Source organism: Nodosilinea sp. LEGE 06152, from assembly GCF_015207525.1.
GTDB lineage: Bacteria > Cyanobacteriota > Cyanobacteriia > Phormidesmidales > Phormidesmidaceae > Nodosilinea.
Map to the genome: position 1 here is coordinate 1 of NZ_JADEWR010000037.1, position 17,246 is coordinate 17,246.

At 56.2% G+C, this 17,246-nt stretch carries 15 protein-coding genes; 7 read left to right on the top strand and 8 right to left on the bottom strand.

Annotated elements, in window-relative coordinates; genetic code table 11:
- From IQ265_RS27835 to IQ265_RS27850, 4 genes are all read left to right on the top strand, one after another.
- Positions 1-1,358, top strand: a 1,358-nt coding sequence (locus tag IQ265_RS27835) for a glycosyltransferase family 4 protein (protein WP_228038600.1), incomplete at its 5' end; no start/stop codon positions are given.
- 98 nt (positions 1,359-1,456) lie between these two features.
- Complete coding sequence (locus tag IQ265_RS27840; protein ID WP_194059711.1) at positions 1,457-1,702, top strand: hypothetical protein; 246 nt, start codon at positions 1,457-1,459, stop codon at positions 1,700-1,702.
- Between the two features lie 336 nt (positions 1,703-2,038).
- The gene (locus IQ265_RS27845) at positions 2,039-2,512 is read left to right on the top strand and encodes a hypothetical protein (protein ID WP_194059713.1); all 474 of its coding nucleotides are present in this window, start codon (positions 2,039-2,041) and stop codon (positions 2,510-2,512) included.
- A gap of 118 nt (positions 2,513-2,630) precedes the next feature.
- Positions 2,631-3,848 (top strand): ATP-dependent 6-phosphofructokinase, encoded by a 1,218-nt coding sequence (locus IQ265_RS27850; protein ID WP_194059715.1) that lies wholly within the window; start codon positions 2,631-2,633, stop codon positions 3,846-3,848.
- 107 nt (positions 3,849-3,955) lie between these two features.
- Here IQ265_RS27850 and IQ265_RS27855 read toward each other — a convergent pair whose 3' ends face one another.
- The 4 genes from IQ265_RS27855 to IQ265_RS27870 all read right to left on the bottom strand — a co-directional run bounded on the left by IQ265_RS27855 (position 3,956) and on the right by IQ265_RS27870 (position 7,760).
- A complete protein-coding gene (locus tag IQ265_RS27855) occupies positions 3,956-4,408 on the bottom strand; it encodes a hypothetical protein (protein ID WP_194059717.1) in 453 nt (150 codons plus the stop codon).
- Positions 4,409-4,520: 112 nt separating this feature from the next.
- Complete coding sequence (locus IQ265_RS27860; protein ID WP_194059719.1) at positions 4,521-5,210, bottom strand: DUF5671 domain-containing protein; 690 nt, start codon at positions 5,208-5,210, stop codon at positions 4,521-4,523.
- 4 nt (positions 5,211-5,214) lie between these two features.
- Entirely contained in the window at positions 5,215-5,610 is a 396-nt protein-coding gene (locus tag IQ265_RS27865; protein WP_347405031.1) for a DUF433 domain-containing protein, read from the bottom strand.
- 77 nt (positions 5,611-5,687) lie between these two features.
- The gene (locus IQ265_RS27870; protein ID WP_194059721.1) at positions 5,688-7,760 is read right to left on the bottom strand and encodes a hypothetical protein; all 2,073 of its coding nucleotides are present in this window, start codon (positions 7,758-7,760) and stop codon (positions 5,688-5,690) included.
- Positions 7,761-8,336: 576 nt separating this feature from the next.
- Between IQ265_RS27870 and IQ265_RS27875 the strand changes: the two genes are divergently transcribed.
- The gene (locus IQ265_RS27875; RefSeq protein WP_194059723.1) at positions 8,337-8,678 is read left to right on the top strand and encodes a WGxxGxxG family protein; all 342 of its coding nucleotides are present in this window, start codon (positions 8,337-8,339) and stop codon (positions 8,676-8,678) included.
- A gap of 370 nt (positions 8,679-9,048) precedes the next feature.
- Here the strand turns inward: IQ265_RS27875 and IQ265_RS27880 are convergent, their stop codons facing one another.
- The 3 genes from IQ265_RS27880 to IQ265_RS27890 all read right to left on the bottom strand — a co-directional run bounded on the left by IQ265_RS27880 (position 9,049) and on the right by IQ265_RS27890 (position 12,916).
- Positions 9,049-10,203, bottom strand: a complete 1,155-nt coding sequence (locus IQ265_RS27880; RefSeq protein ID WP_194059725.1) for a hypothetical protein — start codon at positions 10,201-10,203, stop codon at positions 9,049-9,051.
- 644 nt (positions 10,204-10,847) lie between these two features.
- Entirely contained in the window at positions 10,848-11,429 is a 582-nt protein-coding gene (locus tag IQ265_RS27885; protein WP_194059727.1) for an HdeD family acid-resistance protein, read from the bottom strand.
- Positions 11,430-11,563: 134 nt separating this feature from the next.
- Positions 11,564-12,916: an FAD-dependent oxidoreductase gene (locus tag IQ265_RS27890; protein WP_194059729.1), complete on the bottom strand. Its 1,353-nt coding sequence runs from the start codon at positions 12,914-12,916 to the stop codon at positions 11,564-11,566.
- A gap of 488 nt (positions 12,917-13,404) precedes the next feature.
- On the opposite strand from IQ265_RS27890, the gene IQ265_RS27895 reads away from it, so the two are divergent.
- Both IQ265_RS27895 and IQ265_RS27900 read left to right on the top strand, forming a co-directional pair.
- On the top strand, positions 13,405-13,674 hold the full coding sequence (locus IQ265_RS27895; RefSeq protein ID WP_194059731.1) for a GlsB/YeaQ/YmgE family stress response membrane protein: 270 nt from the start codon (positions 13,405-13,407) through the stop codon (positions 13,672-13,674).
- A gap of 243 nt (positions 13,675-13,917) precedes the next feature.
- Positions 13,918-15,285, top strand: a complete 1,368-nt coding sequence (locus tag IQ265_RS27900) for a hypothetical protein (protein WP_194059733.1) — start codon at positions 13,918-13,920, stop codon at positions 15,283-15,285.
- A 5-nt stretch (positions 15,286-15,290) separates the two neighbouring features.
- On the opposite strand, the gene IQ265_RS27905 is transcribed toward IQ265_RS27900, so the two are convergent.
- Positions 15,291-17,111 carry a M3 family oligoendopeptidase gene (locus IQ265_RS27905; protein WP_194059735.1) on the bottom strand — a complete coding sequence of 607 codons (1,821 nt, stop codon included), beginning with the start codon at positions 17,109-17,111 and terminating at the stop codon, positions 15,291-15,293.
- Between the last annotated feature and the right edge of the window lie 135 nt (positions 17,112-17,246).

The following is a 17,246-nucleotide window of genomic DNA, read 5'->3' on the forward strand; positions in this document are numbered from 1 at the left end:
CAGGAACCGCTCCGCCTACCCACCCACCCATCCACCCATCCACCCTCCCACCCACCTACCCGCCCACCCTCCCACTCCCCTCCATGCACATCACCTACCTCACCGGCAGCTACCGCCCTGACCAAGACGGCGTCGCCGACTACCTGGCCAACCTGCGATCGCACCTCCACCACCGCCAGATTAGCTCCACGGTGCTCACGACCCACGACTCGGCCCGCGCTATGGCCGACCCCACCGTGCAGGGGGCGATTTCTCAGTGGAAAGTACCGCAGCTGGTGCCGCTGGTGCAGCGCATTCTGGCCACCCCCACCGACCTGCTGCACATTCAGCACGCGGCGGGCAGCTACCGCTTTGAGCGATCGGTGTTTTTGCTGCCGCCGCTGCTAAGGCTGGCGGGCTACCGTCGCCCCATCGTCACCACAGCCCACGAGTACGGCTGGTGGGAGTGGCAGCCCAAGTGGTTTCCGGCTCCCTGGCTGGAGCGATTAAAAGAATGGGGCCAGGCCCGCACCTGGTGGGATCGCGAGGATGGCTTTTTGCTCACCGGCAGCGACGCTATCTTCACCACCAACGAGAACATTACGCGGATTATGAAAGAGCGGCTGCCGGAGCGGCGCGATGGTTCAGGAACCGGCCCAGCGGGCCATCGCATTAACACCGTTCCCATTGCCGCCAACCTCGCCGTCGCCCCCGTAGACCGCGCCACCGCCCGCCAGCAGCTGCGCCACGACTGCGGCTGGCCTGAGCAGGCCCAGGTTGTCACTTTCTTTGGCTTTTTGCACCCCGTCAAGGGCATTGAGCCGCTGGTGCAGGGCTTTCGCCAGGTGGTCGAAGCGCAGCCCCAGGCCCGTCTGCTGCTGCTGGGCGGCGTCGAAACCCTGGCCCTGCGCGGCCAGGACGCTGAGCAATACTGGCAAAAGATACAGAAGCAAATCCGCGACCTGGATCTCACCGATCGCGTCCACTGCACCGGCTATATTGATGCCGATCGCGCCTCCCGCTACCTCTCCGGCTCCGACCTGGGCGTGCTGCCCTTTAACCCCGGCGTGACGCTCAAAAGCGGCTCGCTGCTGGCCCTGCTGGCCCACCGCCTGCCCACGATCGCCACCCGCACCGCCGAAACCGATGCCGTTCTGGTCGAAAAACAGGTGATTTGCCCTGTACCCCCGCGCAATGGGGCCGCTTTGGGGGATGCGATCGCCGCCCTGCTGCAAAACCCGGCTGAACAGCAGCGTTTGGCGGAAGCAGGGCACAGCTTTGTTCAAGCCTTTAGCTGGGATGCCATCTGCGATCGCCACCAGGAGGTCTACCAGCGGCTAGTAGCTCCCGCCTCGGTGGGGGCCGCCCATCCGGCTTGATCAACTATTCTCAACGATTCAAAGTCTTCCCTACTGTTGAGGTCGCCAAGGTCTCTCTTTCCTAGACTAAAAGTCCACCATCACAGACAGGACTTACCATGGCTAACCCCGAAACCCGTCAAGACGACCTCTCCGACGACGTCGCCCAAAACCCTGGGGCTAGAAAAGCCGCCACTAAAACCAACCCCGAAATTTCTCAAGAAGAAGCTGGCAATGCCACCGCTGGCGAAAGCCCCAACGGTGCCGGCGGCGGAACCCCCAGCACCGCCGAAGATCACATCCCCTCCGAATCCAGCCCGGAGGCCAGCGACTTGCCCACCGCCAACCGTCCCAACCCCGACTAATCAGCGTTGCTCCGCCCGCCCCAAACAATAGGCCAGGACAGGGTCAATACCAAACATTAGGGTTCTCGTAGGTTGAGTGGAACCCAACAGCAGGCGACCTTTTCGGGTTCCGCTGGCGCGTCCCCAACCTACAAATTTAGTTTTGACAGATCGCTAGGGCTGTAGCCGCTGATGGTTTACGACTCAGCAGCTACAGCCCTAGCGAGTTTTTCGCTGGCCAAAGGTTTCAATTGGTGAACCAAGACCTATCAAAAGCATAGATTTCGCCTGTATGGTGCGAATGAAGGAGTTTTTTGCCGTCTTTACCCGTCAATTAACCTTTATCGCGAGAAAATCATGCTCAAACCCTACCTGCTTTCCGCCCTGACCACGGGTGTACTGACAATGGCGCTGATGGCCTGTCAGCCCTCCACTACCACCCCAGAGGTCGTTCCACCCGCTACAGAAGACCCGGTTCCAACGCCAGGGGAGGAAGATACTGGGGGCGATCGCTCGGCCTACAGCGAAATACCCGTTCCCGAAGGTGCGGTGGGCGCAGACCCCACCGAAGTCGCCCTCGCCACCTTTGGCAGCACCGAGCCGGGGGAAGGCAACTTTGAAGAAGAGGCCGAGCTAGTCGAGCAAACCGACGAGCAGGCGCTGGTTATTCTCACCCAGACGGGTCTGGCCGACGACTCGGTCAACGGTATGCGCTACTACCTGGAATTTGTGCCCGAGGGCGACCAGTGGCGGCTCGACTGGGCCGGTCGGCAGGTGCGCTGCCAAGTGGATCGCGGCTCCCAGGAGTGGACTACCGACCTGTGTAGTTAAGCAAACTAGGGTCGAAGATTATTCTCCGTTAAGACTGTTAAAGACTGTTGAAGCGCGCGGTTGCCCCAGGCTCAATCGGCCTGAGGATTAGGGAGAAAAGCCTTTCGGACAATCTTCTATGACCCCCACTCAGCGCATTGGCATTCTTACCAGCGGCGGCGACTGCCCCGGCCTCAACGCCGTCATTCGAGCGGTGGTTAAGTGCGCCAATCGGCGCGGCTGGGATGTGATTGGCATTCCCTACAGCACCGCTGGGTTCATTGAGGTGGCCGACGGCAAGTACGACCCCGACCACCTGCGCCTCACCGACCACGGCTACGACATCCCCGGCATTTTGCAGGGGCTCGACGTGCTGCAATTTCTCAGCGGCACCATTCTCGGCTCGCTCAACAAGGGCTACCCCGAGGGCATCGACAATGTTGAGAAAATCTTGGCGGGCTACCAAAAGCTGAACCTGGATGCGCTGATTGCGATCGGCGGCGACGGCAGCCTCGACATCATCTACGACCTAGCCCAGCGCGGCGGCTGGAACCTGATCGGCATTCCCAAAACCATCGACAACGACGTGCCTTTCACCGAAAAATCGATCGGCTTTAATACCGCCGTGCAAACGGTGAATAGCGCCCTTTACGACCTCACCTTTACCGCCGCCAGCCACGATCGCGTCATGGTAGTTGAGGTCATGGGCCGCGACGCTGGCCATCTGGCGCTCCACGGCGGCATTGCGGGTGGGGCCGATGTCATCCTCATTCCTGAGCTGGTACCCGAACTGAACCCTCTGGTGGTCACACAGATTTGCCAGCACATCGCCGAGCTGCGCCAGCGGGGCCGCAAGTTTGCCCTGGTGGTGGTGGCCGAGGGCGTCCACGGCGAAGACGGCCAGCCCCAGCACCTAATTGGCGAATCGCTGGCGACGGCGATCGCCAATCGCAGCCGCACCCTCTGCCAAACCGGCGACATCGCCTACTGCGATATGGATCGGGTCGAAACCCGCGCCATGGTGCTGGGCCACATTCAGCGCAGCGGCATTCCCACCGCCAGCGATCGCCTGCTGGCCGCCGCCTTTGGCCGCAAAGCCGTGGATTTGATTGCCGAAGCCCGCTACAACCGCCTGGTGGTGTGGGAAGCAGGCCGCGTGCGCTCCAAAGACCTCAGCGACGTGATCGCCACCGTGCGCAGCTGCCACCAGCGCGGCGTCTGCCCCAGCCCGGTAGAAACCGACAGCACCATGGTCAAAGTGGCCCGGTCATTGGGCATCTACGTGGGCGACCCCGACACCCTGCCCGACCCCAAAGCCGTGATGCAGGAGGTGCAAGAGGTGTCGGCGCTGGTCTAACGCGCAGGGGCAAATGGCGTTTGCCTAACCCCAACCTGTGCCCAGCGACCATCTAAGCCCAGCGATCGCAGGGGCGCAAGGTTTGCGCCCCTGCGATCGCGCCGTCCTCAATAGGTCAAGGTCGGAAACACGTTTACATCAAACTCGAAGCAGTGCCGTCCCTCAGGGTGCTGCCAGCGCTGAGCCTCAGGGGTAGGGTTTTGATTGCTCAGGCGATGGGTGCTGCTATCGGTGTCGAAGGTGGCGCAAAGCTCAAAGGTGCGATCGCTCAGCCGCGCGTATTCGTAGGGCTGATTGGTCAACGGGTCGTAGCGCAAATTTTCTGGTTCCAGGGTGGTGGGCAGCGGCAGGTCGCTGTTGGTCCCCAGGTAGCGCTCGTGGAGCTGCTGAGCCATGGTGGCAATATCCTGCAATCGCTGGCGATCGGCGGCGATCTCGCGCTGTCGCCCCGGCGTGCCCAGCACCCAAAAGCCCGCTGCGATCGCAGCAATCACCGCCGCCGTTGCCACCCCGGCAAAGGCCCGATCAAACGACTTGTGACTATCCGTCGTGCTAGTCATTGCCCTTGTCCACTAAAACTTTTTTGTTTGCCAAGTTCAAAGTTCAAAATTCAAAATTCAAAGTTAGATTCTCATTTTGCACTGTCCATTTTGAATTTTGAACGGCTCCACTTTACCCTTCACCCTGCACCCTCAATCTCTTCGGAGCCGGTTTGCGCCGAATCCAGTCGAAGTAGTACCACAGCACTCCACCATCCAGCACCAGCACCACCAGCACCTTGAGCAAAAAGCGCAGCGTCAGTTCGCCCCGCAAAAACGAGGTCAAAAACGCAATCACCGCGCCAATAGCAATGATGGTGGCGATCAGCAGGGTCAGGTAGGTGAGCACCTTGCGAACCTCCGAAAAGTGCTTCTCGCAGTGGGCGGCCAGGTCGTAGTTGATCTGCCGCATCAGCCCCAGGTACACCGGGTAGGCCACGATCAGCCGCGCCAGGGCAAAGGCCACCTGCCACGACGGGTCGCCGTAGTAGTTGTTTAAACTGTCGGGAATCAGATGGTTGATGAAGATAAACGCCATCTCCCCCAGCGCCTGAAGCCAAATGCCCAGGGTGACAAAGGCCAGCAAATAGAAAAACGCATCGCGCGCCAGCTCGCCCGATCCGCCGCGCGGCGTGGGGATGGGGCGACCCAGCAGCCCTTCGTACACTTCAAAAAAGGCCCGCTCGACCTCGCGGGAGGGCCAGCCGTAGTCGCGCAGCAGCCTGCTAATGAACTCGTCGGAAGTGCCGCGATCGCGCGCCAGCAGAATAAACTGCACCAGCTCGCTGCGGCTGTCGGGGGGTGGGGGAAGGTCTGTACTCATGGCCCTACGGTAATGCGCTGGCAATACCCTGACTATACCTAGCGATCCACCTGTTTAACTGGCCTGTGAAACCAAAAAAACGCTGACTATACCCAGAACGCTGTAGGGGCAAAGGTTGTTTGCCCTGCTCAACGGCGTATTCATTTGGTGGAATGCCCATGGGTTGGCCGGGGATGGGGTCGAGCTGGGGTTTACCCCAGGCGCGGGGTTCGGCAACGCCGATGCCGTGGAGCCTGTGAGTCGCCGAATAGTATGTCAGTGCCGCATAGATATCCCCTAGAAAACTGCTGGGGTGATGGTAGACAATCGCATCGGTAGTCAGGTTTATCTGCTCATACCAAACCGCAATATCCTGCACCCGAACGCGGTGCTCAGCAATACGAAGCTTGCCGCCGCACACCCCCGCAGTCTCAATAGGCTCTCGCCATTGCCCCCTTACCAGGTATCGATTTTGGATGGCTTGGACTGAGCACCAGCCTAAACAAACGTGGCTGGGGTAATGTCGGCTGCACTGGTCGACAGTAGCTGGGCCATCACGTCAAAGGTTGTATTGTCTAAAACAAACGTAGTGCTGGCCGCTGCGCCCGTACCCTGAGCCAAAATGACATCAAAAAAGGTGGTGTTGGTCAGCTTGTCCACAGCGGCATCAAAGTCGAGTACGGTAGTAATGCCAGCCCCCTCAACCAAGGCAAAGGTATCTACACCCTCGCCACCAGAGGCAATATTGTTGCCGGTGCCAGCGTTGAAAAAGTCGTTGCCGCCAAAGCCAAACAGGCTGTCGTCACCGCTGCCGCCAAGTAGTTCGTCGCTGCCGTTAGACCCCTCGAAGCGATTGGTGCCCGATATCAGTTGCGTCTCTGGGCTGATGTGAGCAATCCCGGCAAACGCGCCATTGAAAGTATTATTCTCAACCACAATGTCGGAGAAAGCCTCAGCCGGTTCTCGATGATCAAACGCTACGGCAGCGGCTGTAATGCTATTGAAAAGATTGCCGCTAATCTCAATGTCAGACTGAGTGCCCTGCTCTGATTCGCCTGCCGCCGCTGCCAAACGAACGCCATAAAATAGGTTGTTGAACGTGTTGTTGACGATATCTACCCCCGTCAAATCGCGATCGTCGAGGGTGACGATGCCGTCGTAGGCACCTGAGAATGTGTTGCCTGCGATCGCAACATTTGAGGTAGAGCTAGCCGAGCCATCCTTATCTAAAGAAAGCTGAAGATTGTAGAGGGCGGCACTAAATGCGCTTGCTTCGCTGGAAAAGTCGGTTACACCTAGATCAATAACATTGCGTACAATCTCAACATTCTGAGAATTGTCAACCTGAATGCCTCGCCGCCCAGAGGCACTGGTGTCGTTATGGAATCCGACATTGTCAGCGATCAGCAGTCCGTTGACGTTGTCAATGCGCATAATCGAAGCATCGTTGCCGCTGATGCCGTTAAAGTAATTTTTAGTAATTGACCAGTTGGCCCCTCCCGAAGATGCGCCTCCGGTACCAAATCCATTGGTAATAAAGGTCTGAGTCGAGTTGGTTAGCCCCACAAAGTCGTTAAATGCGATTGCAATATTGCTGAAATTATCGCGACTGCCGCCGCCTTGAATGGTCGCTGAGTCGTTGACAAACTCAAACCCCAGAATCGAGATATTGTTGTCGCCGAGCGTAAATGATCCTTCAACTATAGACTCTGGGCCACGGGCACTGTCGTTACCAGCTAGGCCAAAGTTAGCTCCAATCAGGGTTAATTCTTTATCGAGAATAACGTCTTCGCTGTAGATGCCAGCGGCAGCAACCAAAATATAGCCATCGCTAGCAGCATCTACAGCGGCCTGAATGCTGCTAAAACCGCCGACCAAATTATTGCTGGTGTCGAAGAGCTGTAAAGGCTGAGGCGATAGCGTACCGCCATTTAACCCCGCAACCAGGGTGATGTCGGGGTCAAACTTATTTAGGGCGAATGGCCGCTGTAAAAAGTCAAATATTACATTAAAGCCGTTGGTATTCGGTAGACCAACCAGTCCCTGATCAAAAATGTCGTTGGCTATATCTGTCGCCGCTAAATTTTTGATCTGAACTGCATCAATGGCCTCTCCCGAAGCCAGACCAAAATCGCTTAGATCGAAGGCTGTGGCAAAAAGCCCTGTACCGTCGCTGGGGCCGTTGATTGCGCTTTCGTCGTAGCTGTCAAAGGTTTCGTAGCGAAACGGGGTGAACTGTCCCGTAGTGGCGCTGCGTACGGCGACAGCGTAGTATTCAGGGCCATTAGCGAACCCATTTTCAAAGACAACGAAGTCATCGCCCGTTTGGTTGACGGGGCCAGCGCCCATATCCCAGGTCAATTCTAGGGTTGAGCGATTAAAAAGATTACCCAACGCAATCGATTGGCCATTGCTGCCACTCACTAGCGCGCCGACCGTGTTGTCTAAAAGGTCGGGAAACTGCAGCCCCGACAAAAAGAGCTGGGTTGTCGATGCTCCTTCTACGATAGAGCCGTCGGTGACGAGATCGCTCTCTTCAAACGTAAAGCCAGCGATTGTAAAGGCAGCCATAATTTGCAAGATCCTGTTTGCTTGTAGGTGCAAGAAGTACAAGGCGACGATTCAGGCAACAAACCCATTCAGCAGGCGACCCAGGAATAAGGGATGGCACTACCTAAATTAGTAAACACGTCATCTTACTGAAGGATGACTTTGAGCTGACAGAAAGTTCGGCGGGTCCTTGGGCACGCAAATCTCTACTTTTTACTTTAATAGTGAGGGATTCTGCAGCTTTATGTGTAAAGAGAAATGAAGCGATCGCTCATTTGCAATTTGTAACAACAGGGCGGCCATTTTGCCCAAGCAAACCAGATATTTGCTCTACAAAATTTCACGGTTCACGCTGAATTGCTGCAGGATTTAGCCTGCTCAACCATTAGCAGTAGCCAGGTGTGTAAAATCTATAACTAACGGTGAATAACACTTAAGAAAAAAGTCTATAGGCTATAAGCATCAAAGGTTTGCTCTACTGAGCTTAACCCTGGCTAAACCGTAGCTTGTGGTCAACAATCTACAGCCAACGTTTAGCTGCTGTGGACAGACTAGGCATCCTTTGTGGTTAAAAACTTGGCTTTAGGAACTGAACGTATGAAAAGCAATCTTGCATCGAAATGGGTTGGAGCTAGTGCACTGGCGCTGAGCCTGGCTGTTCTGCCATCTGCGCTACCGGCTGCTGCCCAGACAACTCCTGAACCGGTTAATCCGACCCTTTCTGACGACGCTGCGCCTGGGACTGTCGCGCCTGATGCAACCTACTCTGACCCAAACTACGCTGTCGAGGACAACGACGGCTTTGACTGGGGCTGGTTGGGTCTCTTGGGCTTGCTTGGCCTGGCTGGTTTGGCCGGACGCAACAAGGAGCGGACCACAACAACCTATCGCACCGACGATCGCGTGACGACTCCGACCTCTACGGATCCTCGCATTTAGGGCAACGGTTTCAGAACTAATTGATGTAACCAGACTGCTTGGGGAAGGGGTGCCATTCGGTACCCCTTTTTTGACTGGAGGTTTGCCCTTCAGATTCAGTCTAACGGCGAAGTTGGGAGTCGCCCCGCTTCTGCGCCTGATTGAATGGGGTGGTGGCGATCGCGCTAACGGTTCAATCAAAACCGATGGAAGTTATTGCGATCGCTCCAGAAACTTTGGCATACCCTAACCACGCTTGGCGATCGCGATACCCGCTTAAAGCTAAGGTGTCCGGGTTGAGACTTACCTCAACTCGGACACCTTAAATATTGCTTAGCTTGTTAGAGCTTGTCACAATAGACAAAGCGAATTTGCCACCGGCCCGCTGTCCCTACGTTGCCAGGGTGTAGCGGTAGACCGCCGCTGCCGGGGTTTGAGTTGGCATGGCCTCTTCGTCAAGCACGTAAACAGTACCCCCCTGCAAAAAGGTCTGCACAGCGGCCAGATCGAGCAAGTCCTGGTCGTGGGGCTGGGGCTGGTCGTGCTGCTGCAGCTGACCCGAATTGAAGTCGAACTGTCCCCAACAGTGGGCATTGGCTTTGGTAAACAGCACATCGACCTGGCCGCGACAGGCGGCGGGCAGCAGGTCGGGCAGGCGATCGCTGGCCTGGTCGGTGCTCTTGAGATTGTTATAGTGCACCACCGCCTGCTGTTGAGACTCCTCCAGCAGTCCGGCGACTTTTTCCCAGGCGGCCTGGCGCAGATCCTCGGGTTTGGCCTCGTCTGGGTTGCCCGAAACACCGTCCTCAAGCAGGTGGGGGTAAGTATTCACCTCGCGGTAGATCGGCTGCAGGTAGTCAACCGAGGCAATTACCAGAGGCGCGTCTTCCTGGTTGAGGTAGGGGTGCAGCCCTTCGTTCACGGTTCTTAGGAAGCGGCGAATGTTGTCTTTGTTGTCGTCGGTGCCAACGCCGTGACCGTGGTAGTTGGGCACGCTGCCCGAGCCGCTGACGTTATGAAAGTGCAGCTGGGCCTCGGGGTCATCGTAGCGCAGCGCCTCATCTAAACTGGTGGGCACCCTTTCGAGGGTCACTTCGCTGATGTGGTAGCGGGTGGCCTGAAACAGTCGCACCTGGTTTTGGCTAAGCGCCAGCAGGTAGAAGTAGCGATCGCTTGAAAACAGCGGCAGCAGGGGCTTGAGGTGAAAGCGATCGCCCACCACCACCAGCGACTCAAATTCCAGCGGCAGTCGGTACAGTTCCATCGACTCAGTGGTCAAAAACAGCGCCAACCCCTGACTCTGGTGTCGCCAAAAGCCATCGTCTTCGAGCAGATCAAAGCCGGGCTGCAGCAGTTGCTGTCCCCCCCGCTTGTCTAAGCCCGCTTCGAGCAGTTTGGTTTCTGCTTCACCGAGCAAATTCTTGAGTCGAATTGGGTCTTGCTGAATCTCTGGCCCAGCCACGTGGGTGGGCAGGTAGATTGAGGCCGAGTAGTCGCTCGCAGACTGGCTCAACCGCTTAAATTCAGATTGGGATAGTAAAGGCATAATCTCTTCAGCATTCGTCTTACTGGCAGCCTAACGAACGCGCTGGGGATCAACTTCTATCGATTGGACTGTTTGTTTTGACTCCTGATATTGGCAGGCCCCCAAAGAATATTGTGGGCGGTCGGGGGCTCGGCGTCGGCGCTGCCGGTGGTCAGCACGGCGGCGATCGCTAAAAGAATCGCCAAAAGAATTGATAGATGAGGCGTTCTACTAAACTTTATTACGATTGAGCACAGGTCGCTTCATCTTATACCAATCGTCCATGCCGCTAGCGCGGCACCCCCAACGATAAAAACAGCCATAGCCGGTCCCTGAGCGAAGTCGTTGGTGTTCGCGAAGCGAGTGCTGGGCACTCAGCCGCCCCAAAGGGGCTAGGGACGGCTATTTATAGAGCAAATCCTATCTGTATACCCCCCGATTTGTAGGGGCATTGCACTGCAATGCCCCTACGGGGTGCTGGTTTTAAATTGGGGGTTTGTGGATCGGATTCGGTATTAATCAGGCGCTCTATCCCTTTAGTAGCTTTGTAATGAATGCCACTCTAACGTTCATACCCCTATAAAAAACCTAGCCGATGCCAGCTAAAGACCAGCATCGGCTAGGTTGAACAATTCAGACTATAGCAGGCGCAAATCTGACCAAGTCTAAGCAGAGGCCGCTGACTCAGATTCGTGCTTAAGAACTTCGCGAGCTTTAAACGACAGCCCAATTCGAGAAATACCTGTAAACAAAATACTGGCACCTACCAGAGTACCCAGCAGCCAGGGCGCATCGAAGGGAAACTGAAACCAAATCATCGCCCCCAGCAGAAGCGTGACAATGCCGTTGCCCAAGGCCCAGGTCCAGTTTTGCTGAGGTCGCAGCCGAAAGGCCAAAATCAGCTCAAATACGCCCTCGGTGAGCAAAAAGCTGCCCAGCAAAAGGGTCAGCGTCAAGATGCCGGTGCGGGGATTAATAAACAACATAATGCCCGTGGCGATGTAGAGAACGCCGAGCAGCACCTTCCACAATGTGCCACCCTGGGCGCGGGTTTGATACGCGTAAAACAGCTTGGTCGCCCCGGCGGAGGCCAGAATTAGGGCAATCCAGGTTTCAACAAAAATGGTGGAAACAATCGGTAGTGTGATCGCCACCACGCCAAAAATAGCGAGTACAACGCCAGTCCACAGCGAGCGATCGCGCACCTGCTTAACGTCGTTTGTATCCAGTGAAACATCGCTAGTCATAAACACTTTTCTCCCGATCCAAATAAATAAACATTGGTCTCAAACTAAAGAAAAAATCAAAGACTGAGTAGCGTCAAAGGGTAGAACGTAGTATCAAACTCGACCCTCTCAGGCTGAAATAAGTGCAGGCTGAGCTAGTCCAGGTCAAAAATTTCTTCGCCAGAGGTGGGGTGGAGACCAATGGTTTCCGACAGTTCCGCCAGGGTTAGCCCCCGCCGCAGCGCCGGAATAAAACCTTGAATCATCTCTGCGGCTTCGTCACCTACCAGATGCAGGCCCAGTATTTCTTGAGACGCTGCGTTGACCACCAGCTTGATCATCGCCTCTCGTTTTTGCGACAGCGGCCTGTAGCGCAGTGGCGTAAAGCGAGAGCAGTGCACCTCAATCTCCAGGTCGTCGTGGGATCTCGCTTCGGCCTCGCTCCAGCCCACGGTAGCGGCCTCGGGAGAGCAGAACACTGCCGAGGGCACCCAGCGGTAGGAGACGGCCTGAGGCTGATCGGTAAAGAGAGTCTTGGCGGCGGCAGCGCCTTCGGCCTTAGCCACGGGGGTTAGCGGCAGGCGATTGGTGCAGTCGCCGATCGCAAAGATTGACGGCTGCGAGGTGCGGCTGTACTCATCGACGGCGATCGCCTTCTCGTTGACCTCAACCCCTGCTGCCTCCAGGTTGAGCCCCTCCAGGTTAGGGGCACGCCCCAGCGCCAGCAGCAGTGTATCGGCCAGCAGCGTGTCGTCGTGCTGACCCGAAAGCGAAACGTGAATGCCGCTAGAGTCGGTGCGTACCGATTCTAGCGCCGTCTCTGACCACACCCGAATGCCCTGCTCCATCAGGCTGTGGTGCAGGGTTTGGCGAATATCTTGGTCAAAGCCGGGCAAAATCCAGTCGTTTTTGTCAACCAGGGTGACGTTGCAGCCCAAGGTAGCAAAAATGTTGCTGAACTCAACCCCAATGTAGCCGCCGCCCACAATCGTGAGCTGGTTGGGCAATGTCTCTAGGCGAAACATGTCGCGCGAGGTGAGGCCACAGTCGACACCCGGTAGGTCAGGCTTTACGGGCTTAGCGCCAGTGGCAATAATAACTTTGTCGGCGGTAATCGTGCGATCGCCCAGCTCAACTTTGTGGGGGTCAACAAACCGGGCTGCACTGTTCAGCACGGTAACGTTCAGTTTGGCTAACTTCGACTGATACGACTGCCGCAGCTTGGCGAGTTCTTGATCGATCACACTGCGCAGCGCCAGCCAGTCAAGTTTGCCACTGGGGTTGACCCAACCGTAGCTTTTAGCCAGGCACTGCTGGCGAGCAAAGTCGGCGGCAAACACCAAAAACTTCTTAGGAATGCAGCCGCGATTGATGCAGGTACCCCCAATTAAGTCGGGGTCGGCGATCGCCACCTGGGCTCCGTACTGAGCAGCGGCCCTTGCCGCCGACAAACCAGCCGACCCGGCACCAATAACAAGGAGGTCGTAATCAAACATAGAACCAGTCACGGCGTACTCCAGCGCGATCGATCGCCGTGCTTAAAGCTGTTTTGAGCCATGAAAAATTATTCGCTCTGCAAAGGGAAAGCTAGACCCCTTCAGCTTAAAGAGAAACCTCAGCTCCGCCGCTCTGTCTTTTGGTAGAACCCGACCTGTAGGGCCGTGCGCTGCGTACCCAAGGTACTTCTGCTTCAGTACAAGCCATTTAAATGGGTCGGGCGTGGCAGCGCTGGTGAGATTGAGCACTGTAGCGGGAGTTGGTCGCGCGCCCTACAGTTCGCAAAGCTAAGGGTTTTATAGTAAGACGTTCATCCCAAAACCACTGGCAGCTCAGGCAGAATAGCTATCTACCTTTAGATTAAGCGAACTGTACCCTTAGAGAGTATCACCAGCCAGGCTGGCTTGCTAAATTAATGTTGAAAAGAAAAAAGCAAGTAGGTTTTTGAAGTTCTTAACTGCTTCCTAACTGCTTTTTTCAACACTCTGGAGACAGTCTTATGAATATTTTAGCTTGGCTTATTTTGGGTTTGGTTGCCGGTGCAATTGCTAAAGCAATTTATCCCGGCCATCAGAGCGGCGGCATTCTGGGCACCCTCATTCTAGGTGTTATCGGTGCATTTGTGGGGGGTAGCATTTACACCCTGCTCACCACAGGATCATTAGCCCTCACGGCAACTGGCCTCAGCATTGGTGGCGTCATCATCGCTGTTTTGGGTGCCATTGTTGCCCTGTTCATCTACTATGCAGCAACCAAGCGGACTGTCTAATCAGCAGCACTTACAGCTAACTGAAATAGATGGATGCCAGTAGCCTAGGCCAAGAGTGCGTCGTGGCCCTAGCCCAATGCACTGTAAGATAAGGCCCCGGTACGCTACACCAGGTAGTATACTGCCCTGGAATAGTACGGCTCACCTGCTTATAATGATTTAGGACAACTGAATGCCAGTTGTCCTAAAGCCTTTTTTAAAGGCGGGTTGTCAAGGGTTTCGTTGTGTTAACTAGGGTTTTCTGTGAACGATCAGTTAAAGCGATCTGAAGAATTAAAGCAAGAACTGTATAACTTTGTGCTGGACGCCGATGGCGCTTTAGCCACGGCCTTAGAAAGCTACAGTGCCGATCGCTTAAAACACTGGTCAGCGACCAATCTGCAAGGCATCAGTCGCTCCGAACTCGCCATCGATATGTTTCTAACCGAGGGTCAAGTCGCCGACCACTCGGTTCTAGATGCTTTTATCCAAGCTCAATCCCAGCTGTCTGCGGCTGACCAGGCGTTGGTCAAGAGCTGGCAAAATACCTTCAACGGCCTGTTCAAAGTTCTTCAGGTGCCAGACAAGGGTTCGCCTGAGGGTTCACCCAGGCGCTACGAGCTGATGAACTGGCTGACAGAAAAGCACTACTGGGTAGAACCCAACGGAGCCCAGTCAGCCGAAGAGCTGGCCCGGTTCAGTCCGGGCGAAATTGTCGTCACTCGCCTGCTGCCCATTGCCCCAGACGAGTGGACGTTTTCAGGCCCGCTGATGCTGCTGGGCAAGCTAGGCAAGCCCAAACTGGCGGTCGCCATTGGCAACTTCAAAAACTGGTTCCCCAACTACCTCTACGGTGATGCCCCAGATCTTTTAGAAGAAGCCTGGGAGTCTGTAGAGCGCTTTCACCAAGACTTTGTTGATTTTTTTGGCGGCGATCGCGTCACCCTCTCGGGTCATGAGCTCAACAAAAAGCTGAACGAATACCAGGATGTCACCACCCAGCGCCGCCTGGAAGAAGCAGGGATTGATGGGTCTAAATCGCTGCAGGAGCTGGCGGCTGAAGCCGGTGTTTCTGAAGAAGAGATTGCAGAATCGATGGAGTCGTTTGGCGAAGACGGCAGCCAGGTGAGCCGCCTGCTCCAGAACAAAAAAGCTCTCAAGATGGTTATGCCATCTATCAATCTGCCCGACGACCTGCGCCGGGCAGAAGCGGTTACCGTGTTTGTTCACCCCCGCTGGGGGCAGACATTTCTAAAAGACTACACCCGACTCACCGAACTGGTGGAATCGACCGACGAAGCCTCCACGGCTAAGCTAGACCGCTTGGTTCAGAAGTATCTCAAGGATGACGCGGTCAATGCCTACATCTGGCGCTGCCTGGTTGACGAAAACCCAGGGCCGCTGATGGCGGCTCTGGGCCGAGTTTTAGATCGCCCAGAACTAACCCCGGCCGATTTAGATGAGGTGTTAGTTCAGGCCGACAAGCCGCTAGAGCCGACGCTGCCAGAGATCGCAAACGTACCGATACACCTGCACAACCTGTTTCAAGAGGCGTTGCAAGAGGTCGGCCAAAGCTCGTCAAAGAAAAAGTCGAAGACCAAACGAAAGCAAAAGACGGGTTTCTCCGTTTGAGTTTGCTACAGAGCCAGGCTCTCTAACCGACTGACGGCGCGATCGACAATATCTAAACTGGCTTGCCAAAACTGAGGCTGGCGAATGTCTTGCTGCAGATGGCGTTGCACAACGTCTTCTGCGGTCATGCTGCCGGTGTCGCGCAGCAGGTTGGTATACAGATCGTTAAAGGCGCTGCCGTAGCGGTCTTTTTGAGCGTAAATGCCGAGGCTAAATAGATAGCCAAATAGGTAGGGGTAGTTGTAGAAGCTCAGTTCTGCGATCGAGAAGTGCAGCTTGCTGGCCCAAAACATGTCGTCGTAGCTGGTCAGGCTGTCTTCGTACCAGTGCTGCCAGCTGTCGCGCATCATGGTTTTGAGGGTGTCTGCGAGCACAAATCCGCGCTGGCGAGCTTCGACCAGGTTTTGCTCAAAGGTAAAGCGCGACGGAATGTTGAGCAAAAATGTGGCGGCGGCAGACCCCTCCTCCCAGGCAATGTTGAGCTTTTGCTCGGGGGTGCTGGCCTGCTCAAACAAGGCGTCGCGCACCAGGGTTTCGCCAAAAATGCTGGCCGTTTCAGCCAGGGTCATGGGGTAAAAGGTTTTGTAGCGGGGCAGATCTTGCATGACCCAGTTGTGCCAGGCGTGGCCCAGCTCGTGGGCTAAGGTCAGCACGTTGTTCATGCTGCCCTCGAAGGTCATAAAAATGCGCGGCTCTTTCGGCTCGGCAAAGCTGGTGCAGTAGGCCCCCGTGGACCGGTTGGGGGTAGGCTGGGCGTCAATCCAGCCTTTTTCGGCCATCATCACGGCAAAGTCGCCCATGGCCGGGGTGAACTGGCTAAAGGCGTTGGCAACCAGGTCAATGGCCTCGGCAAAGGTGATTTTTTTGCTCTGGCCCTCGTGGCTGCTGTCAGGGGGCGGCGCAAACAAATCCCACGGGGCGGGCTGAAGGTCGAGCACCTTGCCCATTGCCTTTAAGGCCCGCTGGCCAATGGCTCGCCGCTGATAGGTGGTGTCCATCATGGCGTCGAGGGTGGCGCGATCGATGCGGCTCTGGTGGCAGCTTTTGTCGAGGTAGTGCAGGGTGCGGTGGTGCGATCGCCGTCTGGTTTCCTCTAGCCGCCAGCCGTTGATAGCGTTGAGAATGGCCGCTACCGTTTCGGCCCGGCTCTCCCAGGCGGCATTGACACCGTGCCAGGCCTCAGAGCGAACCGCGCGATCGGGGGAACTGAGCAGGTTAGCCGCTTTAGCTAAGCCCACGCTGTCGCCCTCGACGGTGCATTTCAGGGTGCCCGAAAGCTCGGTGTAGAGGTTGCCCCAGCCCTGTAGCCCATTCACGGCCAAGCCGGTGATCAGCTTTTCTTCGGCCAGGCTGAGCAGCTGGTCGTTGAGCTGGCGCTGGTGCTGCAGCGAAAAACTTAGCTCTTCAAGCACCGGATCGGCCACTAGGGCCTGAATAAAGTCGTCGCTGGCCCGCAGCAGAAAAATATCCAGGGCTTTGGTGGCCTGGCTCAGCTCAGCGCCGAGCTGCTGTAGGGTAGGCTTCCACTCGCTGGCGCTGGCATCGCGGGAGTCAACGCTGAGAATGGAGGAAATAAAGGTGCGCAGGTTACCCAGCTGTTTGGCGGTGGCGGTGCGCTGCTGGTGGGCAGCTCTAACCTGGGTCAGCCAGCTCTCGACCTGATCTGGAGCGATCGCGGCGGCCTCAATGGGCTCGACGAAGGGAGCGCAGAGGGTGGCCAGACTATCGATTTCAGCCTTGAGGCGATCGACGGTAGCCGCAATTTGGGGGTCGTCACTGCCGGTGAAGAAGCGGCTGTTATCCCAGGTTTGTTGCAGATCAGGCATGGGGGCACAGAGCGAGAGGAGTGACTTCAGCTTAGCCAATGTTTGAGAGCTTGACCCTGGATTTTAATCAACGGGACTACAACCCCTATTTTTGGCCAACTTTGAAAGGGCTGACGGTGCCTACCCCAGTAGCTG

Bases quoted from the DNA above. Each gene is read 5' to 3' on its own strand.
- IQ265_RS27840 (WP_194059711.1), top strand. From the start codon at position 1,457: ATGGCTAACCCCGAAACCCGTCAAGACGACCTCTCCGACGACGTCGCC.
- IQ265_RS27845 (WP_194059713.1), top strand. From the start codon at position 2,039: ATGCTCAAACCCTACCTGCTTTCCGCCCTGACCACGGGTGTACTGACA.
- IQ265_RS27850 (WP_194059715.1), top strand. From the start codon at position 2,631: ATGACCCCCACTCAGCGCATTGGCATTCTTACCAGCGGCGGCGACTGC.
- IQ265_RS27855 (WP_194059717.1), bottom strand. From the start codon at position 4,408: ATGACTAGCACGACGGATAGTCACAAGTCGTTTGATCGGGCCTTTGCC.
- IQ265_RS27860 (WP_194059719.1), bottom strand. From the start codon at position 5,210: ATGAGTACAGACCTTCCCCCACCCCCCGACAGCCGCAGCGAGCTGGTG.
- IQ265_RS27870 (WP_194059721.1), bottom strand. From the start codon at position 7,760: ATGGCTGCCTTTACAATCGCTGGCTTTACGTTTGAAGAGAGCGATCTC.
- IQ265_RS27875 (WP_194059723.1), top strand. From the start codon at position 8,337: ATGAAAAGCAATCTTGCATCGAAATGGGTTGGAGCTAGTGCACTGGCG.
- IQ265_RS27880 (WP_194059725.1), bottom strand. From the start codon at position 10,203: ATGCCTTTACTATCCCAATCTGAATTTAAGCGGTTGAGCCAGTCTGCG.
- IQ265_RS27885 (WP_194059727.1), bottom strand. From the start codon at position 11,429: ATGACTAGCGATGTTTCACTGGATACAAACGACGTTAAGCAGGTGCGC.
- IQ265_RS27895 (WP_194059731.1), top strand. From the start codon at position 13,405: ATGAATATTTTAGCTTGGCTTATTTTGGGTTTGGTTGCCGGTGCAATT.
- IQ265_RS27905 (WP_194059735.1), bottom strand. From the start codon at position 17,111: ATGCCTGATCTGCAACAAACCTGGGATAACAGCCGCTTCTTCACCGGC.